Raw genomic sequence first — 24,598 nt, 5'->3', positions numbered from 1 at the left:
CGGCGGGCGACCCCCGGCACGCTCAGGAGTCCCCGGGACCGGCATTCGCCTGCGTCACCCTTTCCGGGGCGTGAGACTGGAGGCATGTGCCGCAGCATCAAGACCCTTCGTCCGCCCGCGCTGCCCGAGGAGGCCACCGAGGCCGACATCCGGGCCGCCGCGCTTCAGTACGTCCGCAAGGTCTCCGGCTTCCGGGCGCCGGCCGCGCACAATCGCGAGGTCTTCGACCAGGCCGTGGACGCCGTGGCCGAGGCGACGGCCGCGCTGCTGGCCGGGCTGGAGGTGCGGGGGCGGCAGACGGCGACCAGCAGGGCGAGCTAGGACCGACGCGGAGCCGCCGTTCTTCTCGCGAGGCCCGCCGGACGGCAGACACGCTTGCCCGCCGCGTCGCCCGTCTCGCCCCGAGCCGCCTTGCGCCTACGCCGCCCCGGCCTCCGCCGGCTCCGTGCCCTGGCGAGGTCTCCGCATCAGGTACGCCGCCAACGACCCCGCTCCGACGAGGGCCAGGATCGACACGCCCGTGGCGAGCCAGCCCGCGCCGAGCCAGTGGGTGCCGAAGTAGCCGAGGGCCACGCTGTAGGCCGCCCAGGAGATGCCGGCGAGCGCGGACCAGGGCAGGAAGTCGCGGGCGCGGCTGTGGGCGGCGCCCGCGCCGAGCGAGACGACCGAGCGGCCGGCCGGGGCGAACCGGGCCAGGACCACCAGCGCGCCACCGCCCTGCGCGAGGGCCGCACCGAGACGTTCCTGTGCCAGGGCCAGCCGCGGTGAACGGGCGATCGCGCGGGCCAGCCGCGTGCCGTCGCGCCAGGCCAGCCGGTACGCCACGAGGTCGCCCAGGACCGACGCCGTGGCGGCGCACAGGGTCAGGGCCAGGATGTCGGGTACGTCGTGCGGGACCCGGCCCGTCGCCGCCTCGCTCCCCGCGGCCGCCGCGGTGGCCCCCATGATCACCAGCACTCCGCTGGGCAGCACCGGCAGAAAGACGTCGAGCAGGACGGAAACGCCCACCAGGGCATAGATCCATGGACTGCCGGCCAACGCGCCGAGACTCTCGAACACAACCACTCCCCGTACGACCCCCCGTGGCCCGGCCTGCCGCGATGGCGCGCGGGGAGCGGCAAGAGGGGCCTTGACAGCCATACAGCGTACGCCGGGGCTGTGACAGAAGGTTCACAGGGGGCTCGTGTGCCGGGCGCCGGGCCTTCACCACAGCGCCACCTCACCCGTCCGCCACGGCCGGCGGGCGCCCCGGGCCGGTCTCCCGTAGCAACAGGAGCAGGCCCCCGGCCGATGAAGCACAAAAGCACTGAGCACGCACGCACCACGAACGCCCCACCCACGCACCACGACGAACGGGACAGATCATGGTCGGAGCCATCAGCGCCGCAGCCGTCGCGGCGGTCGTGCTCGCAGCAGGGCCGGGCGGGCACGCGGACGGCTACTGGATGCACACCGAGGCGCGGTTCGCCCCGCCCACGGCCTTCGTCCCGTCGGTGGCGATCACGTACGACATGGACCTCGTCCCGGCGGCCGCCCGGATCCGGGTCTCCCAGCACACCGGCCCCCAGGGCGCCACGACCGTACGGCTGCGGGTGGAGGGGATGAAGCCGGGCCACCCCTACGGCGCCCAGGTGCACCGGGAGCCCTGCGGCGCGGACCCGGCGGCGGCCGGTGGGCGCTATCAGCACGAGCCCGGCCTCGACGCGGAGCACGTCAGCGCCGAGAACGAGGTATGGCTTGATTTCACCCCTGGAGCCGCTGGTTCCGCCGAGGTGACGGCGCGTCACGACTGGGGCTTCCGGAGGGGCGAGGCGTCCTCCGTCGTCATCCGGGAGGACGCCGGCGGCAAGGGAGACCGCGTGGGCTGCTTCACCGTGCCCTTCGGCTGGGTCGCGGGCGCGGCCTGACCGGAAGACGCGAACGGCGCCCTCCCGAAGGGGAAGGGCGCCGTCGAGCGGCAGGCCGTCGAGCGGCAGTGGGTCAGGCGGTGACCGGCGCCGGTTCCGGCTGCGCGGCGGAGCGGCGGGCGATCAGCCGGTCCAGGCCGAAGGCGCCGGAGCCGGTGAAGACGAGCAGGAAGAAGGCCCAGCAGAACATCGCCGAGGCCTCGCCGCCGTTCTGCAGCGGCCACAGGGCCGAGCCCTGGTGCACGTCGAAGTAGGCGTACGCCATCGAGCCGGAGGCCAGGAAGGCGGCGGCGCGGGTGCCGAGGCCCAGCAGGACCAGGCCGCCGCAGGCCAGCTGGATGACGGCCGCGTACCAGCCGGGCCAGGTACCCGAGGGGACGGTGCCGCCGGTGCCGGCGGCCCCACCGAGGACGCCGAAGAGCGAGGCGGCGCCGTGGCAAGCGAAGAGCAGGCCGACGACCACGCGGAACAGGCCTATGACATAGGGCTGGGCGGAGTTGAGCCGGTCGTTCATCTGGGGAGTCTCCTTCGGTCTGACCGGTCCGGGGCGGACCGGCCGGGGACGGTGCCGAGCGGTGACCGAAAGGTTAGGCTGACCTCACCAGTGCTTGCAACTTCAACATTTAGCCACTGTCGACACTTCGACACCACCGAAGCCTCGCCGGTTCACACCGGTCTCACGCCTCGTCTCCCATCCGCCTCCGCCCGGTCTCCCACCCGTCTCTCACCGGTCTCCCGCCCGCGTGATCCGCACCTCCTCGACCGTCACCAGCCGTGCCCCGCCCCCGGGTTCGGCCCGGGCCTGCTCCAGCCGCAGCTCCGCCGCCCGTCCCCGCAGGGTCAGCGTCATCAGCTGGTTGCCGAACCACGGCCCGCCGGTCCTGTGCCAGTCGATCGAGGGCCGCGGCACCTTGCCGTGCCCGGCGACGGCGCGTCCCACCACCTGGGCGAGGCGGCTCCAGCCGAAGCGGAAGCCGAGCCGCATCGACCGCGGCACGGAGTTGTGCACCGGGGAGCAGGTCAGCTGGAGCGCCCGCGCGTCGGGCCCCGAACCGGCGGGCCAGGACGGCTCGGCGACGTAGGCGTGGTGGACGTCCCCCGAGAGCACCAGCACGCTCGCGGGCGCCCCGGGGCCCGAGCCCGCCTCGGCGATCAGGTCCGTCAGCGCCTCGAAGGAGCGCGGGAAGGCAGCCCAGTGCTCCAGGTCCGCCCCTCGCCGCAGCCGCTCCCCGATCCGCGCCCAGCGCGGCCCCTTCTCGCCCCGGCACAGCGCCGCGCTCCAGCCCTCGGCGTCGTGCACCAGGTGCGGCAGCAGCCACGGCAGCGACGTACCGATCAGGAGGTGGTCGCAGGAGTCCGGCGCGTCCAGCGCCTGCGTGCGCAGCCACCGGGCCTCGCCCGGGTCGAGCATCGCGCGCTCGTCCTCCGCCAGCACCCGCGCGGCCCGGCTGTCCACCATCAGCACGCGGACCCGCCCGAAGTCCCTGCGGTAACTCCAGCGCACCGAGGCCGGTTCGGCGTCCGCCCGGCAGGCGAAGGCACGCAACGCGTCGGTGCCGTCGGGGACTTCGCGTACGGCGGCGTAGAGCGGGTCGGCGGCCAGTTCGGCCGGGCTGAGATTGCCGAGGTGCTGGTGGACCCAGTACGACATCAGCCCGCTCAGCACCCGCTCGCGCCACCAGGGCGTGGCCCGCATGTCGGCGAGCCAGGAGGCGGAGGTGTTCCAGTCGTCGATGACGTCGTGGTCGTCGAAGATCATCAGACTCGGCACGGTCGACAGCAGCCAGCGCACCTCCGGGTCGAGCCAGGACTCGTGGTAGAGCCAGGTGTACTCCTCGTAGTCCGCGACCTCGCTGCCCGGCGGTTCCTCCGGGTCGCGGCGGGCGGCCAGCCGGCGCTGCGTCGCGGGCGAGGTCTCGTCGGCGTACACCTGGTCGCCGAGCAGCAGCAGGACGTCCGGCCGCTCGGCCGCCGGGTCGGCGGCGAGGCGGGCGGCGAGGGTGTCCAGGGCGTCGGGGCCGGCCGGGTCCTGCCCGTCCGCCGGGGGCGCGGCCCAGCGGCAGGAGCCGAAGGCCACGCGGAGCGGCTGCTCCCCGCCGGGCAGGCGGATCTCGGAGGCGGGGGAGCCGGGTGGCGGCCACACGCGTGTGTCGTCCAGGAGCACCTCGTACGCCGTCGAGGTGCCGGCGGTCAGGCCGGTCACCTCGACCAGGGCGTAGTGGTGCCCCGCGATCTGGAAGGTGGCCGTGGTGCCGGCCGCGCCGTCGGCGCAGCGCACCTCGGCCGTGCAGGGGCGGCTCGTCTCGACCCAGACGGTCGCGGACGAGCCGCCGGTGTACCTGAGCAGTGGGCCGAGCCGGAGTTCCACCAAGGGATGCCCTCCTTCGTCGCTCCGCGCGGTAGGGAACGACCCGTACGGTACGGAACGACGGGGCCCGACGGGGAGATTCCGGCGCGTGGGATCAGGCGCAGTTCGCCAGACGGCTCTGCAGGGCGCTCTTCTCGGCCGAGTCGACGGACAGGCCGTAGTAGTACTTCACCTGCACCCAGGCGCGGACGTAGGTGCAGTGGTAGGCGGACCGGGAGGGCATCCACTCGGCCGGGTCCTTGTCGCCCTTGGCCTGGTTGACGTCGTCGGTGACGGCGATGAGCTGCGGGCGGGTCAGGTCGTTGGCGAAGGACTGGCGGCGGGAGGTGGTCCAGCTGTCGGCACCGGAGTCCCAGGCCTCGGCGAGCGGGACGAGATGGTCGATGTCGAGGTCGGAGGCGGCGTACCAGGTGGCGCCGTCGTAGGGGGAGTACCAGCTGCCGCTGGTGGCGTAGCAGGAGGAGTCGGTGACGACGTTCGAGCCGTCGCGCTTGAGGACCGTCTCGCGGGTGTTGCAGGTGCCGGAGACGGTGATCCAGTGCGGGAAGAGGTCCCGGCTGTAGCCGGTGCGGTCCTCGGGGGCGACGGTGAGGGCGGCGAGGTAGCTGCGGGCCGTGGCGCCGCTGACGGGGGTGGGGAGGGCGGCGGAGGCGGCCGGGCCGTTGAGGAGGGCGACGGAGGCTATGAGGCCGGTGAGGGCCGCGAGTGTGCTCAGCCGTCGACGCGCGTAGAACCTGGGCGTACGGGACATGCGGACTCCCTTGCGGGGTGGGGGTGTTGGCGTGCGAGCGAGGGAATGCTCGCGGTGGCGCGTTGCGCACAGGTGTGCGCACGGTAAGAAGCTAATGACGTGCGCATGACACGACAAGGTTTCGGACAAGGTTCGGTTTTGAACTTGTCCTCGCGTACGATGGGCGGCGCAGAAGGGGAGTAGCTCTTCGCCGGACCGTCGACATACTGCTCAGCTCAGCTGGGCCGGCGCCCGGAGCCGGGTCCTCACCGGGACCGGCCAGCGAGACCTTCGGCAAGCAGTGCCCGCCCGCGCCCCCCGGCGCGGGTGACGTGTGCTGCCCTTGCCGAGGTCGCGTCCGAAGGGTTCACGCACTCTCGGTGGGGGCAGCCCCCGACCGATTGAGGAACCTTGATCAGCCTGTCCGTCACGGCGCTCGTCTTCGGCGTCGTCTTCCTCGCCGAAGTGCCCGACAAGACCGCGCTCGCCGGCCTCGTCCTCGGCACCCGCTACCGCGCCTCCTACGTCTTCGCGGGCGTCGCCGCCGCCTTCGCGCTGCATGTGGCGCTCGCCGTCGCGGCCGGCAGCGTGCTCACCCTGCTGCCCCAGCAGATCGTGCACGCGCTGACCGGCGTGCTCTTCCTGGGCGGTGCGGCCGTGCTGCTGATGAAGAAGGGCGAGGACGAGGAGGAGGTCCGCCGGCCGGAGAACCAGTCCTTCCTCAAGGTCGCCGGGGCCGGGTTCATGCTCATCCTGGTCGCCGAGTTCGGTGACCTGACCCAGATCATGACCGCCAACCTCGCCGCCCGTTACGACGACCCGCTGTCCGTCGGCCTCGGTGCGGTGCTGGCCCTGTGGGCGGTCGCCGGGCTGGGCATCGTCGGCGGAAAGGCCCTGATGAAGCGGGTTCCGCTGGTGCTCATCACCAAGGTCGCCGCGCTGCTGATGCTGGGCCTCGGGCTGTGGAGCCTGTGGGAGGCCGTGGCCGGGTGAGGCGGCGGGCCTTCCCACGGATCTCCGCCGAGGGTGGCGTACTGCCGGACATGTTTTGTACCGTAGAGAAACAAAGTGGCTCCCGCCCGTTCTCCCTGACCGGCGGGCGGGGCCGCCTTGTCCCCAGGGGACCGTCCGGACCCCCTGACCCGCTTGGAGTCCTGCCGATGACGGCCACCACCGTGCTCACCGCCCGCGCCCTCCTGCTCGACATGGACGGCACCCTCGTCAACTCCGACGCCGTCGTCGAACGCATCTGGCGGCGCTGGGCCGAGCGGCACGGCCTCGACGGCGACGAGGTCATGAAGGTCGTCCACGGCCGCCAGGGCCACGCCTCCATGGCCGTGCTGCTGCCGCACCGGCCCATGGAGCAGAACCTCGCCGACAACGCGCGCATGCTCGCCGAGGAGACCGCCGACATGGACGGCGTCGTCCCCGTGCCCGGCGCGCCCGCCTTCCTCGCCGCCCTGCGCGGCCTGCCGCACGCGCTCGTGACCTCCGCCGACGTCGGCCTGTCCACCGCGCGCATGGCCGCCGCCGGGCTCCCGCTGCCCGACGTCCGGGTCACCGCCGAGTCCGTCGGCGCCAGCAAGCCGGACCCCGAGGGCTTCCTCAAGGGCGCCGCCGAACTCGGCGTCTCCCCCGCCGACTGCGTCGTCTTCGAGGACTCCGGCGCCGGCATCCAGGCCGGCCGCGCGGCCGGCATGCGCGTCGTCGGCATCGGCCCGCGCGCCGGCTTCCACCGCCCGGACGTCCTCGTCCGCGACCTCACCCAGGTGCGGGTGGAGACGGGGCCGGGCGGAGAGATCCGGCTGCACGTCGACCCGGCGGCGTAGCGCCGCCACCGCCTCCGCCCGGGCCACTGGGCCGTACGCCCCCTGGGCCGGCCGTGGCTTCGGCTAGGGCTCGCTCGTCTCCGACTCCAGCATCGTCCGGGTCGGCTGGTCGTACACGCCCAGCTCGGACCCGTCCGCCAGGCCGCGGGCCCACTGGTAGTTGCGCAGGGCGTCCTCCACGGGCGGGGTGAAGTTGCCGTTGATCTCGCCGTTGTAGAGGTACAGCTGCCGCAGCCGCTGCTGGAGCTCGGTGACCTCCGGGCCGTAGTCGCCGCGGCGCAGCACCGGGCCGCCGTCCGGGCTGTCGACCGGCTCCGCGGAGGCCGTCGTGGGCGTCGGGGACGGCGACGACGGCGTGGCCGAGGGTGTGGGCGTGGGTGAGGCGCTCGGCTCGGACGGCGAGGGCGACGGGCTCTCGCTGGGGCTCGGCGACGCCGACTCCGAGGGCGACGGGGACGCGGACCCCGGGCTCGCCGACGTGCCGGAGGGGGCGGGGGCCGGGCTCTGGGCCTCGCTCGTGCGCACCTCGGGCGCCGCCTCGCGGACGTCGCTCGGCAGCGCGGTGTCCCGGGAGGGCGTGTCGTAGGAGAACATCCCGCTCGCCAGCCCCGCCGCGGCCACGACCGCCACGACGGCCCCGCCCGCCGCGAGCAGCACCGTACGGCCCCGGCGGCCCCGGTGCGACGCGCCCCGGCCGGCCGCCGACGGGCCCGGCTCGGCGGCGGCCGTCTCGAACAGCCGCAGGTCCTGGTCGCTGGGCGGGACCGCGGAGGGCACCAGCGGGGTCGGCAGGGCGGTGGTGGCGGCCTCGGGTGCCTCCGGCGCGGTCGGCGCGGTCGGCGGCACGGCGGGCAGGGCCTGGGTCGGCTCGTCGTCCGGGTGCGCGGGGCCGGACCCGGGGCCGGCCGCCTCCGGGCCGGCGTGGGCACGCTGCCCCGGCCCCGCCCCCGCCGAGGAGCCGGCCGCGTCCAGGTCGACGTACGGGCGGATGCGCAGGGGGTCGAAGTCCTCCGCCGCGGCGGCCTCCGCCGTGCGGGCCTCCCGCAGCGCCTCGGCCGCGCGCAGGCCGCATCCGCAGGACGGGGTGTGGTCAGGCCCCGGCAGCGCCCCGCACTCCGGGCACGGACGCCCCTGTGTGTCGGTCATGTGTTCGGTCCTCCCCCTAGCGAACACAGGTGATTATGCAGACACCGGCGCCCCCATCCCCCCGAAGCCCCCGGAATTCCGGCGTCCGACAGGACTCGACAGGCCATAACAGGACACACCCACCACGATGGAGTTGTCGACGAGAGCCTCGGGAGGTCTTCATGGCCCACGACGCGCAGGGGAACACCGGACAGGCGCTGCGGGCGCCCGGCGCACAGGGCGCCGATCAGGAGCACGTCCCCGGCAACGTCCTCGTCTCCATCGGCGCCCTGCTCCTCGGGATGCTGCTGGCCGCCCTCGACCAGACCATCGTCTCCACCGCCCTGCCGACCATCGTCAGCGACCTCGGCGGCCTGGACCACCTGTCCTGGGTCGTCACCGCCTACATGCTGGCCGCCACCGCCGCCACCCCGCTGTGGGGCAAGCTCGGCGACCAGTACGGACGCAAGCGGCTCTTCCAGACGGCCATCGTGATCTTCCTGGTCGGTTCCGCGCTGTGCGGACTCGCGCAGGACATGCCGCAGCTGATCGCCTTCCGCGCGGTGCAGGGGCTGGGCGGCGGCGGGCTGATGGTGCTGTCGATGGCGATCGTCGGTGATCTCGTCCCGCCCCGCGACCGCGGCCGCTACCAGGGCCTGTTCGGCGCGGTCTTCGGCGCCACCAGCGTCCTCGGCCCGCTGCTCGGCGGTCTGTTCACCGAGCATCTGAGCTGGCGCTGGGTGTTCTACGTCAACCTGCCCGTCGGCGCCGTCGCGCTCGTCGTCATCGCGGCCGTACTGCGGCTGCCGCCGAAGTCGACCCGGCACACCATCGACTACCTCGGCACGTTCCTCATCGCCTCGGTCGCCACCTGCCTGGTCCTGGTCGCCTCCCTCGGCGGCACCACCTGGGACTGGGACTCGGCGCAGATCATCGGGCTCGCGGTGCTCGGCGTGCTGCTCGCGGTGGCGTTCGTCGCGGTCGAGCGGCGGGCCGCCGAACCGGTGCTGCCGCTGAAGCTGTTCCGCATCCGCACCTTCACCCTGTCCGCCGTCATCAGCTTCATCGTCGGCTTCGCCATGTTCGGCGCGATGACCTATCTGCCGACCTTCCTCCAGGTCGTGCACGGCATCAGCCCGACCATGTCCGGTGTGCACATGCTGCCGATGGTGTTCGGGCTGCTGCTGTCCTCGACCGTCTCCGGCCAGATCGTCAGCCGCACCGGCCGCTGGAAGGTCTTCCCCCTCGCCGGCACCGCCGTCACCACCCTCGGCCTGCTCCTGCTGCACCAGCTCGACGAGCACAGCTCCACCGGCGAGATGAGCGCGTACTTCTTCGTCTTCGGCCTCGGACTGGGCCTCGTCATGCAGGTCCTGGTGCTGATCGTGCAGAACGCCGTCGGCTACGAGGACCTCGGTGTGGCCACCTCCGGCGCCACCTTCTTCCGCTCCATCGGCGCCTCCTTCGGCGTCGCCGTGTTCGGTACGGTCTTCGCGGGCCGGCTCGGCGACAAGCTCGCGGACGCCTTCCGCGGCGTGCGGCTCCCGTCCGGCGTCTCGGCCGACTCGCTCGCCTCCGACCCGCGCGGCATCGGCTCACTGCCGCCGCGGCTGCGCCCGGCCGCGCTGCACGCGTACGCGTCCGCCATCACCGACGTCTTCCTGTACGCCGCCCCGGTCGCGCTCCTCGGCTTCGTCCTCGCGTGGTTCCTGCGGGAGGACCGGCTGCGGGCCTCGGTGACCGCGCCGGACGTCACCGAGACGCTGGCCAGCAACCCGGTCGAGCGGTCTTCCCACGACGAGGTGTGCCGGGCGCTGTCGGCGCTGGGCACACGCGAGGGGCGGCGCGAGGTGTACCGGAGGATCACCGCCCGCGCCGGGTACGACCTGCTGCCGGCGTCGAGCTGGCTGCTGCTGCGGATCAAGCGGTACGGGAGCGTCGAGCCGGCCGTGCTGGCCGAGCGCAGCCCGGTGCCGCTGTCCGTGATCATCGAGTCGGCCCGTCAGGTCGAGGAGCGGGGGCTGGCCCGGCGTGACGGGATCGACCTGGTGCTGACCGAACCGGGCCGCGCGGTCGCCGAGCGGCTGGCGCAGGCACGGGAGGAGTCCCTGGCGGAGATGCTCGGCGACTGGTGGGGCCCCGACCGGCCCACCGACCTCGTCCAGCTGGTCAAGGAACTCAACGGCGAACTGTGCGGCTCGGAGCGGGAGGAGCCGCACGACGGCAGGCCGGCGGTGCGGCTGAGGTGACGAGCGGGGTCACAGCAGGTCCTTGGTGAACCAGTGCTCCGCGTACGGCTCGTCGTTGTGCCGCTCCGTCTCCCGGTAGCCGAGCCGGGCGTACAGGGTGCGCGCCTCGATGAGGTCGCCGCGGGTGTCGAGGATCATCCGCTGGGCGCCGAGCTCGCGGGCCGTGTCCTCGGCGGCGGACACCAGCAGGGCCGCGCCGCCCTTGCCGCGCATGCCCTCCCTGAGGAACACCCGCTTCAGCTCGGCCGTGCCGGCGCCGGCCAGCCGGACGCCCGCCATGCCGGCCGGCTCACCGTCGCAGAGCGCCAGGAGCAGCCGCCCCGCGGGCGGCACCAGCCCGTCGACCGCCCCGGCCGCGATCTCCCGCTCCAGCTCGTCCGGGTCGGTACGACGGCCCTGGTGCAGCAGGTACCAGCGGTCGCTGACCTCGGTGTAGTACGCCCGCCACAGCGCGGTGGCGACCGGCGAGTCGACGGGCTCGGGGGCGATGGTCCAGGTGGTCACGCGGTCATTCATGCGGTCATTCTCCGGAGCGGGCGGGCGGCCCGCGCAAACGATTAACTCCGCAGCCGTCGGCCGGAACACGCCGGTCAGCACCGGCCGCGGCAGTTTCAGGCCGGTCTGCCGGGCAACCCGTCCCTCGGAACCGGCCCAATGAAGGGGCCGGCGGGGATCGAGAACCCGGAAGGCTTTCATGTCCACAGGACTGATCATCGCTTTGATCGTGATCGGGGCGGTCCTGGTCATCGCCGTCGCCGCCTTCTTCGCACTGCGGGCCCGCCGCCCGCACGGCGGACAGGACCTGCGGCGGCGCTTCGGACCCGAGTACGACCGTGCCGTGGCACGGCACGACGGGGACACCCAGGCCGCGGAACGCGAACTCGCCCAGCGCCTCGAACGTCACGGCGACCTGCACCCGGAGCCGCTCGACCCGGCCCGGCGCGAGCGTTTCGAGGCCCGCTGGGCCGCCGCGCAGGAGCTGTTCGTCGACGCGCCGCGCGCGGCCGTGTCCGAGGCGGACCATCTGCTCGCCGAGGCCGCGGAGGCCCGCGGCTTCCCCGACAGCGCGCACTACGACGACCAGCTGTCGGCCCTCTCCGTGCACCACGCCCACCATGTGCAGGGCTACCGGCATGTCCACCGCCTCGCCCACGCGCCCGACGGACAGGGCGCGGAGCGGACGGCCACCGAGGAGATGCGCGAGGCCATGATCGAGGCGCGCGAGCTGTTCGAGGACCTGGTGGGGGCGGGAGCCGGGAGCGCGGACAAGAAGGGGAGTCGAGGCATATGACCCAGGTGACAGGTCCGGCGGGCGGCCATGCCGCCCCGCTGCTGGCACGTGAGGACTGCGACCGGTTCGAACAGCGGCTCCAGCACGCCGTGGCCGAGTTCGTGGACGAACCGCGGCACGCCGTCGAGGAGGCCGACCGCACGCTGGAGGAGATCGCGGCGCGCTTCACCGACGCCGTCACCCGGCGCCGGCGCACCCTGCGAATGTCCTGGCAGTCCGGCGACGCGCCGGGCAGCACGGCGGACGACACCGAGCGACTCCGCCTCGCCCTGCGCGACTACCGCGAGCTGGCGGAGCTGCTCCTGCACGAGGGCGGCGGCGACGGCCACGACGGCGGCCCCCGCAACGGCTCCCGCGCGTCCGCCATGGGCGCCGCCGGGGCGACGGGTACCGCGGGCACGGTCTCGGGTCCGGGTGAGGGCATGGCCCACGGACCCGGTGGAGGAGGCCGGGGTACGGCACCCGGTGCCGGTCAGCCCACGGGCCCCGGCTCCGGCGACTACCTGACCCCGGGCACCGGGCAGGGCATGCGCCCCGGCACCGGCGGCGACCTGGGCCCGGCCCCCGGCCAGGGCATGGACCCGACCCCCGGACACGGCATGGACCCCGGGGCCCCGCCGCCCCCGCCCCCGGCCACCGAGGCCCAGCGCAACGCCATGGCGAAGCCGCAGGAGGACTCGCCGACGGTGGCGCCGACGCCGCGGTCGGCGGAGCACCCCGGCCGGACGGAACGCGGCGACATCGCCTGAGGACCCTCCGGACCACCGGCACCCCGAAGAGCGGAGCACCGAGCACCCGGACTAGGGCCTGTCGTTTGGATCAGGTCGGCCGATAGGGACTGTGTCTTTCGGCCGGGTCGAGCGGGGTCTGGTGCGTGCAGCTGCAAGGCGGAGGAGGGAGTCGACGCGGAGCGTCGGCGAGTGACGACAACGCCGCAGATGTGCGTGCCAGACCCCGCGACGCCGACATGATCCAAACGACAGGCCCTAGCCGTCCGGGTGCTCTTCGTCCGCCGCCGACCGGGCCGCGCGCCAGTGCCGTACGACCTCGTCGACGTCGTACGGCTTCAGGCCCAGGGGCGGGCCGGGCGGCGGGCGGAACATCATGTCGCGGATCTTGGGGTTGACCGCCTCGATGATGCGGCGGGCGGCGCCCTCGGACGGGGCGCGCAGCGCGGCCGCGAGGGCGTCCTCGGCCTCCTTGCGCAGGGCGAGGGTCGGCGGCAGGACCGTGAGGCCCTCGCGGGCCATCTTGCGCTTGACCCACCACAGTTCGTCGTAGGGCTGCTCGACGTCGGCGGGAAGGGGCTTGCCCGCGCCCGGGAGTCGGGCGAAGTCGCCGCGGGCCTCGGCGTCGCGGATCTGTTTGTCGGTCCAGGACTCGAAGCTGACGCCAGGTGGCTTTCGCTCGGTCATGAACCCATTGTGCCGGACGGGACCCCGCCGGGCGTTTTAGTATGCGGCGGCGGCGGGACGACCGGGCCGCTGTCGTTCGAGGACCTTCCAAGGGGAGCGCACGTGCTGGAACTGACCATGGCCACCGTCTCCGGGACGGACGCGGGTGCCACGGCCGGAATGCTCATGGCGGACGCGCCCAGCGAGCCCGGCGCCGTGCTGCGGGTGGGCCGGGACAAGTCGGTGTGCCGGCTGGTGACGCCGGAGGACTGGCTGTTCGTGTCCCGGGCGCACCTGGAGTTCGCGTGCGGCCCCGACGGGGTGTGGCAGGTGACCTGGCTGCGGGGTTCGCAGGCCGAGCCGTCCTCCGAGGTGCGCCTCGCGATCGGCGAGTACGCCCAGACCATCGCGTACGGCGGCACGGTGCGGCTGCCGCGCGGCGGCAACGGCGAGATCGTCGTCCAGGACCGCACCGCGCCCCGCAGCGTCAACGTCGGCTTCTACCACGAGGCCTGACCGGGCCCCTACGGCCCCGGCCTCACAGCACCCGGGCCAGCGCGAAGCCGTCCCAGCCCTTGGCGCCGACGGTCTGGACCGCCGTGGCCGTCAGCCTCGGGTGCGCCGCGAAGAGTTCGAGCGCGGCGCGGGTGCCCTGGACGTCCGGGGCGGTGCTGTCGGCGTCCAGGACGCGGCCGCCGCGGACGACGTTGTCGAGGACGATCAGACTGCCCGCGCGGGTGAGCTTCAGGGCCCACTCCACGTAGTGCGGGTTGTTGCCCTTGTCGGCGTCGATGAAGACGAGGTCGAAGGGCGGAGGGTTCTCGTCGGCGAGGCGCGGCAGGGAATCCAGGGCCGCGCCGACCCGGACCTCGGCGATCTTGTCGAGGCCCGCGCGGGCGAGGTTGCGGGTGGCGACCTCCGCGTGCCGGGCGTCGTACTCGAGGGAGATCAGCCGGCCGTCCTCCGGGAGGGCGCGGGCCAGCCAGATGGTGCTGTAGCCGCCGAGGGTGCCGATCTCCAGGACGGTGCGGGCGCCCTGCACCTGGGCGAGGAGGTGGAGCAGCTTGCCCTGCGGCGCGGAGACGGCGATGGGCGGGAGGCCGGCGGCCTCGCTGTCGCGCAGCGCGGCCTGCAGGGCGTCGTCGTCCTGCGCGAGGAGGTCGGTGAAGTAGTCGTCGACTGCGTCCCAGGACTCTGACTGGCTCATGTCCGCGTGCCTTTCATATCTTCGTTAGAAGTGCTAACTAGTTGCCCTAACGAATGTAGCCGCCCGACGCCTCCCGCGGGCGCGGAACACGACAACTGCCGTTCCCGTGGCCAGAACCAGTCCTGTGCCGACCGTCAGCAGCCAGACCGGGACGCCCCCGACCGTCAGCAGCCGGTCGTCGTGGATCACCTGCCGGTAGGGGGTGTCCGCGGCCGCGCGGGTCAGCTCGTGGTCGCCGGAGATCCGGGACGGCTCGGGGAACTCCTGCGTGATCGCCGTCAGATACGGCGTCCCCTGCGCGAGTCGCGCCAGCGGGCCCGGGCCGGCCGGGTCCAGCCGCCCCGCGAAGGTCACCCGCGGCCGCTCCCCGCCGATCCGCGAGCGCGGCTCCATGCGGTGGCCGGCCAGGACGTACAGCGCCAGCGACTGCGGGGCCGCCGCCAGCCGCGACAGCCGCATCGGGTACACCGGCTCCTCGGCGGCGAAGCTGATGTGCAGCGGATCGAGCGCCCCGCCCAGCACACCGCCGGAGGGGGCCCCGTACGGCGACGGCGGCGAGGGGGCGGGAGAGGGCGAGGCGGACGGCGTTCCCGTCACCTCCGGTGCCAGCCGGATCGCCACGTACTCCCAGCCCAGCTCGACGTACGGGCGCAGCGCCACCCGCAGCCGGTCCGGGAGGCTGAAGCCGTTCTCGCGCAGCCAGCCCTCCAGGGCGTCCGGGTCCGTCGCCGTCAGCCGGGCCACGTCGAAGGGGCCGAGGCGCTGGCGGCCGACCACGCCGACGCCGGGCGCGGCGGCGTCCGCGCGGGGCGGCGCTCCGGCCGTGTCGCCGCTGGTCGGCGAGTCGAAGGGCCAGTCGCCCTCCCGCGGCCAGAAGTAGTGCCGGTCGCGGTGCACGGGCGCGGTCGCGGACGCCAGCTCGTCGAAGATGCCGGGGTCGCCGAGACGTACGGTCGCGCGGTGCGGCACCGGCATGATCCACGCGGCGCGCCGGGCGTCGCCGCCGACGGTCAGCCGCATCAGGATCTGCTCCCGGCCCCCGGCACCCTCCCGGTCCCCGTCCCCGGCTGCCTCCCCGTCCCAGCGGACCACGGACTCCTCGCGGTCCACCTGCACCCGCTGTCCCGCGTCCGGCAGCATCGCGCCGCAGCCACAGGCGTACGCGGGTGCCACCAGCTGTGCGCCGAGCTGGACGCCGAGGAGCGCCAGCAGGACGGTCGGCACCCGCAGGTGTCCACGCGCGCGTGTCCGTTCGAACCGCAAGAAACCGGCCATTCCCCCGAGCCCTCCCAAGATCCGACCACGAACTTGCGACGACCGTGCGGAAGCTGCGGTTCCCGATCCCACCTGCGGCGATCCGCGCCCCCGCGGCGGACGGCCGGCCAAGACCGGCCCGACCGTCGCCATCCGGACAAAACGAGTTCGGACGTCAGGTGGACCGGGGGCCGCTCGCGTCCTACTCCTATGGGTGCGAACCCCCATAGGGTTCGCAGAAGCACCTCACGTATCACAGGACGGACGGGACGGACGGGGCGGGAGGCCGACGAGGCGTGGCGAATGCGGAGCACAGCGGGCGACCCGCGAAGGCCCTCGGAGCGACGGCCGTCGGCGCGGCCCGGACCCGGCTGCGCGCGGCCCGGCTCGCCGTGTGGCTGGCCGCCCTGGTCCTCGCCGTTCGGCAGATGGCCGCCGTCCTCGGCTCGCCGCGCGGCGAGCGGCTGACCGACCTGGAGACCTGGGTGGGCCCGGACGGCGTGCTGCACGTGGAGGGCTCGCTGTACGACTCCTCCCGCTTCACGGGCACGCCGTTCGGAGGTCTGGTCCTCAAGCCCCTCACTCGTTCGGCTGAACAAGCCCTCGGCTGGGGCTGGACGTTCGGCACGCTGCTGCTGGTGGTCGCGCTCGGCCTGGTCGCCGCCCGTGCCCTGCCGCAGCCGGCCGGGCGGCGCACCTCGCTGTTCGCCGCCCCGGTGGCGATCTGCCTGCTCATGCTGTCGCTGCCGGTGCGCAACACCCTCTGGCTCGGCCAGACGAGCATCATCCCGGTGCTGCTGGTCCTGCTGGGCTGCTTCGCCGTACGCGGACAGCGGGCCGGCGGGGTGCTGATCGGCCTGGCGGCGGCCCTGCAGCCGACGCTGCTGCTGTTCGCGCCGCTGCTGTGGTTCACCGAGAGACGCCGGGCCGCCCGGGCCGCCGTGGCCACCTTCGCCGCCGCCACCGGGCTCGCCTGGGCGGCGATGCCGCACGACTCGGCCACCTACTGGGTCCACCACCTGGCGGGCACCGGCCTCGGCGGCGCGGCCGACGCGGTCGGCAACCAGTCCCTGCACGGCGCCCTGCTGCGGCTCGGCCTGTCCGGCCCGCCGGAGGTCGCCCTGTTCCTGACGCTGGGCGCCGCCGTCGCCGTCCTCGGCCTGCGCCGGGCGGTGCGCTACGCCCGGGACGGCCAGCTGCTGCTCGCCGTAGCCGTCACGGGCTGCACGGCGATCGTGGTCGCGCCGACGGCGTGGCAGCACCAGCTGCTGTGGGTGCTGCTCGCGGTGGTCGGCCGGGTCGGCAGGCGGGCCTCGGACCGGTTCGTGTGGCCGGTCGCGGTGGTGCTGGTGATGATCCTGCCGGCGAAGATGATGCTGCCGAACATGGCGGCGCTGTACCCGCTGCGGGACAACGGCGTGCTGCTGGCGGCGCTGCTGGCCGCGACCGCGCTGCCCTTCCTCTCCCGGACCTCGCCCTACTTCCAGGAGCCGGTGCCCACCCGCTACGCCCCGCAGGTCCCGGCCCGCTTCCGGCACATCCCGCTGCTGCCGTTCCTGCGCAGGGTGCTGACCCGCCCGAACCTCCTCCTGGAGCTGCTGCTCATCCGGGTCACGTACGCCGCCTACCAGCAGGTCCGCCTCGCGGCGACCGGCGGCAGCAACTCGGCGGGCCGGGCGCGGGCCGAGGAGCACGGCGAGCAGATCCTGTCCCTGGAACGCTTCCTGCACATCGACATCGAGCACGCGGTCAACCACGCCGTGGTGCAGATCGACTGGCTGCGGGAGTTCTTCGACTTCTACTACACGTCGTTCCACTTCGTGGTCCCGCTGACCGTGCTCGCCGTCCTCTACCGGCGCCGCCCCGTCGACTACCGCTGGGCGCGTTCCAGCCTCGGCCTGACCACCCTGCTCGCCCTGGCCGGCTTCTGGCTCTACCCCCTCGCCCCGCCCCGGCTGATGCCTGCCCTCGGCGTCGTCGACACCGTCCACGGCGTCCAGGACTTCACCAAGCCCGACTACGGCACCCTGACCGCACTGACGAACCAGTACGCCGCGATGCCGTCCCTCCACTTCGGCTGGTCCCTGTGGTGCGGCCTGGTCATCGCCGTCGTCGCCCCGAAGCCCTGGATGAAGGCGCTCGGACTGCTGCACCCCCTGTTCACCGTCTCGGCCATCGTCGCGACCGGCAACCACTGGATCCTCGACGCGGCCGGCGGCGCCGCCGTCGTCGCCGCCGGCTTCGGGCTGGCGTACGTCTTCCAGGGCCCGAGGGCACGGGTGGCCGTCGCGGCGGCGGAGCAGGCGCGGGGGGAGGAGGAGCGGGTGGCGGTGCGGAACTAGGCGGCCGGCGTCCGCCGGGCCCGTGTCTGGGCCCGGCGGACCGTGACGCCACCTGTTCGCGGCTCAGCGCAGCAGTGCTGCGACCGCGGCCACCACCGTCCCGAGCATGACCAGCGCCTGGAACATCAGGCGGATCCACCACTCGTGCCGCTGGAACCATACGGGTCCCTTCGAAGGGTCCATCGACTCACCTCTCCATGTCCCCTGCCGCCCGGTCGCCCGGGTTGCAGAGCCGTACCTGAGACCGCCCCTGCGACGGTTGCGGAAAGCCTGCGCGGGCCATCTGGCTACTAGTGCCAACTGCTCGTAGACGGCCGGCAAGTGGCGGTAGTCTCAACGCCGTTGACGGCAAGTCGGCTGGTTGACACGGCGTGACGGGCGCGGTGGCCGGTCCTTGACAACGCTTGACACCATTCGGCGCTTCGGGGGAGGAGCGTGTGCTGACCGAAGACAACCTCCCGGCCGGTGCGCACGGCGAGTTGGTGCAGGCACTACGTCAACTGCACGACGAAGCCGGTAAACCGTCGCTGCGCAAGGTCGCCGATCAGATCACCAAGCGGCACGGAATCGAGCTGGGCGTCAGTTACGAGACGGTCCGTAAGATGCTGAACGGCATCGGCACCGTGCCGAAGTGGGAGAAGTGGCAGGTCGTAGTCGGCCACTTGTGCCTCGCGGCGCGCCATGACGACCCCGACACCGCGGAGCGCCGGTTCCTGGAGCTCTGGCGCAAGGCCAAGGCCGTCGTCGACGCCGCCCCGGTGACGGACCGCGCTCCCCCTCCTGACTCCGTGGCCGCCCGCAACGCCGCTGCCGAGGAAATGGTGGCCGCCATGTACGCCGCCGCACACGCCGACGCCGAACGCATCCGTGCCGCCGCCCGCAGTGAGGCGGCGGCTGTCAAGGCGGACGGCGGCCCGCGCCGCGCGCCTGCCGGGAAGTGGCGTCAGCCCCTGGGAGTCCTCGGCGTCCATGGGCTGTTCGGCCTGCTGCTCGGCCTGGTGGTCGGTCTGCTCGTGAACAGCGCGGTCCTGCCGCTCACCGAGTCGCCCTTCCACGGCGCGGTCGGCGCGATCGTGGGGCTGGCCGTCGGCATGTTCACCGGCACCGTGATCGCGAGCATGGGTGGCGCCGACGTCGGGCGGATCTTTCTGATCCGCGACGCGCTGGCCGGTCTGGCCGGCTGCGGTGGGCTGCTCGGGCTCGCGCTGGGCGTGGGCGCCGGGATCCAGCACGGCGGGGCGGTCGGCGTCGCGTTATGGACGGCTGCCGGGGGAAGCCTGCTGGGCTGCCTGATCGGTGCGATGGTGTACGGAGTACGGCTGCTGCACGCCGGTGCACGGACGACAGCGCAGGGGGAGGCCATGGAACGCTGGGGAAGTCGGGACAGGACAGGTGATCACCGTGCCTGACCGTGGCCGCGGTCCTGTGCTGCCGGTGTACGTCGCGGCGGACGAGTCAGCCTCCATGCTGCCGTACACAGAAGATCTCAACGCCGGCCTCGCCGCCTTCCACGCGGCGCTGCTGGGTGAACCGATGGCGGCCTCGAAGGTACGGCTGGCGGTGCTGGGATTTTCGGACGAGGCCGTACTGCGGCTGCCGCTCACCGACCTCCGCGATCTCGTCCCGGACCGCTTCCCCTGGCTCCAGCCCTCCGGACAGACCTGCTACGGGGCGCTTTTCCGGACGCTCGCCGAGCAGATCCCCCTCGACGTGGCCGCGCTGAAGGCGACCGGCCATCTGGTGCACCGGCCGGTGCTGTTCTTCATGACGGACGGGATGCCGACCGACGACTGGACGGACTCCTACGCTGCGCTGACTGACCGTCGGGTGACTGCCGCCGCACCGAACATCATCGCCTGCGGAATCGGCGCGGCCGACGCGTCGGTGGTGGCGGCCATCGCCAGCCGGCCGGAGTTCGCCTTCGTCACCCAGGACATGGACCTCTCGGGCGCCGCGCGCGAGTTCTTCGCCTCGCTCACCAGAAGCGTGATCGTCTCGGGCAGCCGGATCGGGGCTGGGACACCCGAACTCGTCGTGGAACGCCCTGAGGGCTTCCGCCTGGCGATCGACGAGATCTGATGGCCGACCCCACCCCGCGCCCGGACGGCACCGAGGGCCCCGCCCGGCAGCAGCCACTGGTGATCGGAACTCCGGTGAGCCTGACGGAGCCCCGCCCCCCGTCGGTCGGCCCCTACCGTCCGGACACCGTCTGCGACGGCTGGTCGCTTTCCGGTCTGACCCTCCGGCTGGCCTCGGTGCGGGGCCACGGGCACCGCCACCACGGAGAGCCGCGGCAGGACGACGTCGCCGTGCGCGCCCACCCGCACACCAACGCGCTCGCCTTTGCCGTGGCCGACGGGGTCTCGGCCGCCGAGGAGGCACATGTCGGCGCCGTCCTCGCCTGCCGGACCGCGGTCGACGACATCATGAGCCAACTGGACACCGACGCCGGCGACATCGATCTGCGGCGAGCCGCCCACCACGCGGCCTGGCAGCTCGTGATGCGCGTCACCGGAGGCGCGGAGCCCGACGACAGGGCCCGCGCAGAGGCGGAACGACGTCTCGCCACGACCCTGATCACCGGTGTCGTGCTGCCCGCCGGCGACGGCTCGATCACCGCGTCCCTGGTGCGCGTAGGCGACTCAGGTGCCTGGCTGCTGAACCGGCGGCGCTACACCCGGCTCTTCCCGCGCCGCGACGTGGCCGTGGACGAGCCGGACACAGCGGAGGTGGTCGCGCTGCCGAGGATTCCGTCGGCCCTGGAGCCGGTCCGAGTGACAGTGCCCCCGCAGGGCGTGCTCCTGGTAGGCACGGACGGGTTCGCGGACGCCCTCGGGGACGGAACCGGTGCTGTGGGGCGCATCTTCGGTCGTGAACTGGCCGCGCCCGTGCCGGCTGTCGCGCTCGGGTACCTGCTCGACTTCTCCTGGGACACCTTCGACGACGACCGCAGTCTGCTGGCTGTATGGCCGAAGGATGGTGAGCGATGAGCGGCGGCGTCGAGACGCCCCGGATGTCGAAGGAGCACATCCTCCTGGGCGAGATGCTCGGCGACGGCGGGCAGGGGAGGGTGTACGCCGTCCAGAGGCTCCGCATCAACGGCTCGTGGCCGGTCGTCTACAAGCAGTACCGGCAGCGGACCCCGGTCGATGGGGACGTGCTCAAGGACATGGCCTCCCTTTTTTCCGGCATCGACTACGACCGCGGACAGTGGCTCGGCGAACACATGGCCTGGCCCGCCGCTGTGGTGGAGGAGCAGGGACGCGCCGTCGGCTTCCTCATGCGGGCCGCTCCTGAGGAGTTCTACATCGAGCCGTCCTTCGCGCCAGGTACGAAACGGCCCGCCGGATTCGAGTTCCTGCTCAACTCGACCGACTACATCCGCAGGGTCATCGGCGAGGAACCCACCCCGCGGCAGCTGCTGCTGCTCCTCGCGGACCTGGCGCGGCTGCTCGCCGAACTGCACGAGCTGGGGGTCGTGGTGGGCGATCTGTCGCCCAAGAACGTTCTGTTCTCCTTCGACCCGCACCCGCACTGTTTCCTCATGGACTGCGACTCGGTCCAGTTCAGAGGTCGGACCGTCCTGCCGCAGGTGCAGACCCCGAGCTGGGAGGTGCCGCCGGGGGAGACCGTCGTGAGCGAAGCGGGGGACGCCTACAAGTTCGGACTCCTCGCGATCCGTGTGTTCGCCAGGGAGCAGTCCGGCGGCGGCCCTGCGGATCTCGCCGCGATCGATTCCCGGCTCGGCGCGCTGGCGAGGCGGAGCCTCGACGTCCGCCCCGCCAACCGCCCATCATTGGGGGAGTGGCGAGCGGCCCTGGAGGCGGCCGCGACCCTTCAGACCGCCTTCCGGCCCTCCACGGGGGGCGCCGCGAGGGGCGGCCCCCGTCGGTCGCCCGTACGGCTGCACAGCTCCGATACCCCCGTCGTAGGGCCGGCCGAGAACGGTGGCACGTTCGGCTGCGTTCTGCTGATGGCAGTGGTACTCGTCAGCCTGTTGGTGGGGCTGCTCGTGCAGGCCCGCTGAAGCGGCCCACCTACGGGCATCAGGTTGCGGCGCCGCACTCGAACCACACCGTCTTGCCGTCCCCCGGTGCCGGGCACACGCCCCACTTGTCCGTCACCGCGTCCACCAGACGCAGGCCCCGGCCGTTCTCCGCGTCCAGGGGAAGGCCGGACAGGGGCGCCGGGTGGTGGGGGCTGCCGTCCGAGACCTCCACCCGTACGCCCCGCTCCTGACGCAGGATCAGCAGCGTGCAGCGGCGGTCCGGGACGTGCCGTACGACGTTGGCCAGCAGCTCCGTCAGGGCCAGCTCTGTCGCCTCCACGAGCGCCGGCAGTTCCCACTCCTCCAGCAGCGAGCGGGCGATACGGCGGATGGGGGCCGCCGAGTGTTCGCCCACCGTCAGGCTCATGCGGTAGTGGGGGGAGTACGGCGCCAGGAGCATCGGGGGAATGTATTCGTTCACGGGACGAGGCTGGCCTGCCGTGACTACGCTGGGCTACCGAACCGATACAACGGGTCCCGCTGTGAGCGGAGTTCGGTGGGAGGGGCTGTCCGCATGGTCCACATCAACGTCCTCGACCCAGGGGCCTCGCCCCTCGACTACTACGGCTTCGAGCTGCGTCGGCATCGGGAGGCCGCCGGCCTCACACAGCGGCAGCTCGGTGACGTCGTCAGCTATACGGGGTCGCTCATCGGGCAGATCGAGACCGCCCGGAAAGTGCCCACGCTGGAGTTCAGCGAGCGGGTCGACGCGGCTCTGGGGACGGGTGGCTTACTGTCCCGGCTCGTGGACCTGGTCCTGCGGTCTCAACTGCCCGTCTGGTTTCAGCAGGTTGCCGAGCTGGAGGTCCGGGCCGTCGAGATCTGCACCTTCCAGACGCACATGGTGCATGGCCTGCTTCAGACGGAGGGCTACGCGCGTGCGGTCCTCGGCGCGCTGGATGAGACCGACCTCGAAGACCGCACCGCCGCCCGACTCGCGCGTCAGCGGATCTTCGAGAGGGAGGAGCCGCCGGTCTTCTGGATGGTGCTCAGCGAGGCTGCGCTGTGCCAGGGAATGGGTGACGCGGCGGTGATGCGGCAGCAACTCGCCCACCTGTTGTCGTTCGAGGGCAATCCGCGGATCAACGTCCAGGTGCTGCCGTTTTCGGCCGGTGCGCACGCGGGACTGACGGGCTCGTTCAACATCTATCGCTTCGCGCGTGACCCGGCCATTGTCTATACCGAGGGCTACGGCGCCGGGCATCCGACCGCCAATCCGGACACAGTCAAGGACTGTTCACTCCGTTACGATCATCTCCGGGCCGCCGCTCTCTCCCTCAAGGATTCGGCGGAGCTGATCCGGCGAGTGATGGAGGAACGCTATGCAGGACCAGGCGATTCAGTGGCGTAAGTCCAGCTACAGCAGCGACCAGGGCGGCGATTGCGTGGAGTGCGCGCCCGCCGGAGCTCTGGCCTGGCATAAGTCCTCGTACAGCGGCGACCAGGGCGGCTCGTGCCTCGAAGTCGCCAACCGCCCCGCCGCCGTCTCCGTCCGTGACTCCAAGAACCCCGCGGGTCCGGTCCTCACGCTCCGGCCCGCGGTGTTCTCGGCGTTCACGAGGTGGGCTGCGGCTACAGCCGCTGAATGATCGTGCCGGTCGCCAGTGCGCCGCCCGCGCACATGGTGATCAGCGCGAACTCCTTGTCGGCGCGCTCCAGTTCGTGCAGCGCCGTCGTGATGAGGCGCGCGCCCGTCGCGCCCACCGGGTGGCCGAGGGCGATTCCACCGCCGTTGACGTTGACCTTGTCCAGGTCCTGGTCGAAGACCTGGGCCCAGCTCAGGACGACCGACGCGAACGCCTCGTTGATCTCCACCAGGTCGATGTCCCGGAGGGACATGCCGGCCTTGCCCAGCACGGCCTTCGTCGCGTCGATCGGCCCGTCCAGGTGGAAGTGGGGGTCGGCGCCGACGAGGGCCTGGGCGACGATCCGGGCCCTCGGCTTCAGCTTCAGGGCGCGGGCCATCCGCTTGGACGCCCACATGAGGGCGGCGGCGCCGTCGGAGATCTGCGCGGAGTTGCCGGCCGTGTGCACCGCCGTCGGCGTCACCGGCTTCAGGCGCGCCAGGGCCTCCATGGACGTGTCACGCAGGCCCTCGTCCCTGTCCACCAGGCGCCACATGCCCTGACCGGCGTACTGCTCCTCCTCCGTCGTGGGCACCTGGACCGCGAAGGTCTCCCGCTTGAAGCGCTCCTCCGCCCAGGCCGCGGCCGCGCGCTGCCGGGAGAGCAGGCCCAGGGCGTCGACGTCCGCCCGGGTCAGGCCGCGCCGGTGCGCTATGCGTTCGGCGGCCTGGAACTGGTTCGGGAGGTCGACGTTCCATTCGTCGGGGAAGGGCTTGCCCGGTCCGTGCTTGGCGGCGGAGCCGAGGGGGACGCGGGACATGGACTCGACCCCGCAGGAGATGCCCACGTCGATGACGCCCGCCGCGATCATGTTGGCCGTCATGTGGGACGCCTGCTGCGACGAGCCGCACTGGGCGTCGACCGTGGTCGCGGCCGTCTCGTAGGGCAGGCCCATGGTCAGCCATGCCGTGCGCGCGGGGTTCATGGCCTGCTCGCCGGCGTGGGTCGCCGTGCCGCCGACGATCTGCTCGACGCAGTCGGCGGGGATGCCGGTGCGGCCGAGGAGTTCGCGGTAGGTCTCGCCGAGGAGGTGGGCGGGATGGAGGTTGGCGAGCGCACCGCCGCGCTTGCCGATGGGGGTGCGGACGGCTTCCACGATCACGGGTTCGGCGGCCACGGGTGCGGGTCCTCTCGGAGAGGGAGCGTGGGGGGCTCTCCTGGCTCATGGGCTTCGTGGGCCCAACGCGGAACGACAGAAGTAGTACGTGTTCTAGTTCCGCCCAGCAGTC

The 24,598-nt window shown here is 72.9% G+C and carries 26 protein-coding genes; 15 read left to right on the top strand and 11 right to left on the bottom strand.

Annotation, left to right across the window (positions count from 1 at the left end):
* Positions 1–84: 84 nt before the first annotated feature.
* Complete coding sequence (locus ACIGXJ_RS02915; RefSeq protein ID WP_399640774.1) at positions 85–321, top strand: DUF2277 domain-containing protein; 237 nt, start codon at positions 85–87, stop codon at positions 319–321.
* A 96-nt stretch (positions 322–417) separates the two neighbouring features.
* On the opposite strand, the gene ACIGXJ_RS02910 is transcribed toward ACIGXJ_RS02915, so the two are convergent.
* On the bottom strand, positions 418–1,059 hold the full coding sequence (locus ACIGXJ_RS02910) for a DedA family protein (protein WP_399640772.1): 642 nt from the start codon (positions 1,057–1,059) through the stop codon (positions 418–420).
* Positions 1,060–1,364: 305 nt separating this feature from the next.
* Here ACIGXJ_RS02910 and ACIGXJ_RS02905 point away from each other — a divergent pair, with 305 nt between their 5' ends.
* The gene (locus ACIGXJ_RS02905) at positions 1,365–1,907 is read left to right on the top strand and encodes a superoxide dismutase family protein (RefSeq protein WP_399640769.1); all 543 of its coding nucleotides are present in this window, start codon (positions 1,365–1,367) and stop codon (positions 1,905–1,907) included.
* 73 nt (positions 1,908–1,980) lie between these two features.
* Here the strand turns inward: ACIGXJ_RS02905 and ACIGXJ_RS02900 are convergent, their stop codons facing one another.
* The 3 genes from ACIGXJ_RS02900 to ACIGXJ_RS02890 form a co-directional block, all read right to left on the bottom strand.
* A complete protein-coding gene (locus ACIGXJ_RS02900) occupies positions 1,981–2,421 on the bottom strand; it encodes a DoxX family protein (RefSeq protein WP_399640767.1) in 441 nt (146 codons plus the stop codon).
* Between the two features lie 210 nt (positions 2,422–2,631).
* A complete protein-coding gene (locus ACIGXJ_RS02895; RefSeq protein ID WP_399640764.1) occupies positions 2,632–4,278 on the bottom strand; it encodes an alkaline phosphatase D family protein in 1,647 nt (548 codons plus the stop codon).
* Positions 4,279–4,369: 91 nt separating this feature from the next.
* The gene (locus ACIGXJ_RS02890; RefSeq protein WP_399640761.1) at positions 4,370–5,026 is read right to left on the bottom strand and encodes an HNH endonuclease family protein; all 657 of its coding nucleotides are present in this window, start codon (positions 5,024–5,026) and stop codon (positions 4,370–4,372) included.
* A gap of 390 nt (positions 5,027–5,416) precedes the next feature.
* Between ACIGXJ_RS02890 and ACIGXJ_RS02885 the strand changes: the two genes are divergently transcribed.
* Complete coding sequence (locus ACIGXJ_RS02885) at positions 5,417–5,998, top strand: TMEM165/GDT1 family protein (RefSeq protein ID WP_399640758.1); 582 nt, start codon at positions 5,417–5,419, stop codon at positions 5,996–5,998.
* Between the two features lie 167 nt (positions 5,999–6,165).
* Positions 6,166–6,834: an HAD family hydrolase gene (locus tag ACIGXJ_RS02880; protein ID WP_399640756.1), complete on the top strand. Its 669-nt coding sequence runs from the start codon at positions 6,166–6,168 to the stop codon at positions 6,832–6,834.
* 63 nt (positions 6,835–6,897) lie between these two features.
* On the opposite strand, the gene ACIGXJ_RS02875 is transcribed toward ACIGXJ_RS02880, so the two are convergent.
* The gene (locus tag ACIGXJ_RS02875) at positions 6,898–7,980 is read right to left on the bottom strand and encodes a peptidoglycan-binding protein (protein ID WP_399640753.1); all 1,083 of its coding nucleotides are present in this window, start codon (positions 7,978–7,980) and stop codon (positions 6,898–6,900) included.
* 161 nt (positions 7,981–8,141) lie between these two features.
* Between ACIGXJ_RS02875 and ACIGXJ_RS02870 the strand changes: the two genes are divergently transcribed.
* A complete protein-coding gene (locus ACIGXJ_RS02870; protein WP_399640751.1) occupies positions 8,142–10,208 on the top strand; it encodes a DHA2 family efflux MFS transporter permease subunit in 2,067 nt (688 codons plus the stop codon).
* A gap of 9 nt (positions 10,209–10,217) precedes the next feature.
* Here ACIGXJ_RS02870 and ACIGXJ_RS02865 read toward each other — a convergent pair whose 3' ends face one another.
* Positions 10,218–10,724, bottom strand: a complete 507-nt coding sequence (locus ACIGXJ_RS02865) for a GNAT family N-acetyltransferase (protein ID WP_399640747.1) — start codon at positions 10,722–10,724, stop codon at positions 10,218–10,220.
* A gap of 178 nt (positions 10,725–10,902) precedes the next feature.
* Between ACIGXJ_RS02865 and ACIGXJ_RS02860 the strand changes: the two genes are divergently transcribed.
* On the top strand, positions 10,903–11,499 hold the full coding sequence (locus tag ACIGXJ_RS02860) for a hypothetical protein (protein ID WP_399640744.1): 597 nt from the start codon (positions 10,903–10,905) through the stop codon (positions 11,497–11,499).
* Positions 11,496–12,248: a hypothetical protein gene (locus tag ACIGXJ_RS02855; RefSeq protein WP_399640741.1), complete on the top strand. Its 753-nt coding sequence runs from the start codon at positions 11,496–11,498 to the stop codon at positions 12,246–12,248. Before ACIGXJ_RS02860 ends, ACIGXJ_RS02855 begins: the two co-directional genes overlap by 4 nt.
* A 237-nt stretch (positions 12,249–12,485) precedes the next feature.
* Here ACIGXJ_RS02855 and ACIGXJ_RS02850 read toward each other — a convergent pair whose 3' ends face one another.
* Positions 12,486–12,914 carry a DUF1992 domain-containing protein gene (locus tag ACIGXJ_RS02850; protein ID WP_399640739.1) on the bottom strand — a complete coding sequence of 143 codons (429 nt, stop codon included), beginning with the start codon at positions 12,912–12,914 and terminating at the stop codon, positions 12,486–12,488.
* A gap of 102 nt (positions 12,915–13,016) precedes the next feature.
* Between ACIGXJ_RS02850 and ACIGXJ_RS02845 the strand changes: the two genes are divergently transcribed.
* Positions 13,017–13,409 (top strand): hypothetical protein, encoded by a 393-nt coding sequence (locus ACIGXJ_RS02845; RefSeq protein ID WP_399640736.1) that lies wholly within the window; start codon positions 13,017–13,019, stop codon positions 13,407–13,409.
* A gap of 22 nt (positions 13,410–13,431) precedes the next feature.
* Here ACIGXJ_RS02845 and ACIGXJ_RS02840 read toward each other — a convergent pair whose 3' ends face one another.
* A complete protein-coding gene (locus tag ACIGXJ_RS02840; RefSeq protein ID WP_399640734.1) occupies positions 13,432–14,100 on the bottom strand; it encodes an O-methyltransferase in 669 nt (222 codons plus the stop codon).
* A 33-nt stretch (positions 14,101–14,133) separates the two neighbouring features.
* Complete coding sequence (locus tag ACIGXJ_RS02835; protein ID WP_399640731.1) at positions 14,134–15,375, bottom strand: DUF2330 domain-containing protein; 1,242 nt, start codon at positions 15,373–15,375, stop codon at positions 14,134–14,136.
* A gap of 275 nt (positions 15,376–15,650) precedes the next feature.
* On the opposite strand from ACIGXJ_RS02835, the gene ACIGXJ_RS02830 reads away from it, so the two are divergent.
* The 5 genes from ACIGXJ_RS02830 (at position 15,651) to ACIGXJ_RS02810 (ending at position 21,723) form a co-directional block, all read left to right on the top strand.
* Entirely contained in the window at positions 15,651–17,696 is a 2,046-nt protein-coding gene (locus tag ACIGXJ_RS02830; protein ID WP_399640728.1) for a bifunctional glycosyltransferase 87/phosphatase PAP2 family protein, read from the top strand.
* 437 nt (positions 17,697–18,133) lie between these two features.
* On the top strand, positions 18,134–19,105 hold the full coding sequence (locus tag ACIGXJ_RS02825; RefSeq protein WP_399640726.1) for a hypothetical protein: 972 nt from the start codon (positions 18,134–18,136) through the stop codon (positions 19,103–19,105).
* Entirely contained in the window at positions 19,098–19,775 is a 678-nt protein-coding gene (locus ACIGXJ_RS02820) for a hypothetical protein (RefSeq protein WP_399640723.1), read from the top strand. The genes ACIGXJ_RS02825 and ACIGXJ_RS02820 overlap by 8 nt, the downstream gene beginning before the upstream one ends.
* A complete protein-coding gene (locus ACIGXJ_RS02815) occupies positions 19,775–20,686 on the top strand; it encodes a protein phosphatase 2C domain-containing protein (protein WP_399640720.1) in 912 nt (303 codons plus the stop codon). Before ACIGXJ_RS02820 ends, ACIGXJ_RS02815 begins: the two co-directional genes overlap by 1 nt.
* Positions 20,683–21,723, top strand: coding sequence for a hypothetical protein (locus ACIGXJ_RS02810; protein ID WP_399640718.1), 1,041 nt, complete (start codon positions 20,683–20,685; stop codon positions 21,721–21,723). Before ACIGXJ_RS02815 ends, ACIGXJ_RS02810 begins: the two co-directional genes overlap by 4 nt.
* Before the next feature lie 19 nt (positions 21,724–21,742).
* Here the strand turns inward: ACIGXJ_RS02810 and ACIGXJ_RS02805 are convergent, their stop codons facing one another.
* Positions 21,743–22,165 (bottom strand): ATP-binding protein, encoded by a 423-nt coding sequence (locus ACIGXJ_RS02805; protein WP_399640715.1) that lies wholly within the window; start codon positions 22,163–22,165, stop codon positions 21,743–21,745.
* 93 nt (positions 22,166–22,258) lie between these two features.
* On the opposite strand from ACIGXJ_RS02805, the gene ACIGXJ_RS02800 reads away from it, so the two are divergent.
* Both ACIGXJ_RS02800 and ACIGXJ_RS02795 read left to right on the top strand, forming a co-directional pair.
* Positions 22,259–23,095, top strand: a complete 837-nt coding sequence (locus ACIGXJ_RS02800) for a helix-turn-helix domain-containing protein (RefSeq protein ID WP_399640712.1) — start codon at positions 22,259–22,261, stop codon at positions 23,093–23,095.
* The gene (locus ACIGXJ_RS02795) at positions 23,067–23,333 is read left to right on the top strand and encodes a DUF397 domain-containing protein (RefSeq protein WP_399640709.1); all 267 of its coding nucleotides are present in this window, start codon (positions 23,067–23,069) and stop codon (positions 23,331–23,333) included. Before ACIGXJ_RS02800 ends, ACIGXJ_RS02795 begins: the two co-directional genes overlap by 29 nt.
* On the opposite strand, the gene ACIGXJ_RS02790 is transcribed toward ACIGXJ_RS02795, so the two are convergent.
* Positions 23,317–24,486 (bottom strand): steroid 3-ketoacyl-CoA thiolase, encoded by a 1,170-nt coding sequence (locus tag ACIGXJ_RS02790; RefSeq protein WP_399640706.1) that lies wholly within the window; start codon positions 24,484–24,486, stop codon positions 23,317–23,319. The two genes, ACIGXJ_RS02795 and ACIGXJ_RS02790, sit on opposite strands and share 17 nt — an antisense overlap.
* Positions 24,487–24,598: the final 112 nt, after the last annotated feature.

Origin of the sequence: Streptomyces sp. NPDC053367, assembly GCF_044545925.1 — a bacterium.
Lineage (GTDB): Bacteria > Actinomycetota > Actinomycetes > Streptomycetales > Streptomycetaceae > Streptomyces.
The sequence above is the reverse complement of the archived record's forward strand: the minus strand, read 5'-3'. Positions and strand labels throughout refer to the sequence as shown.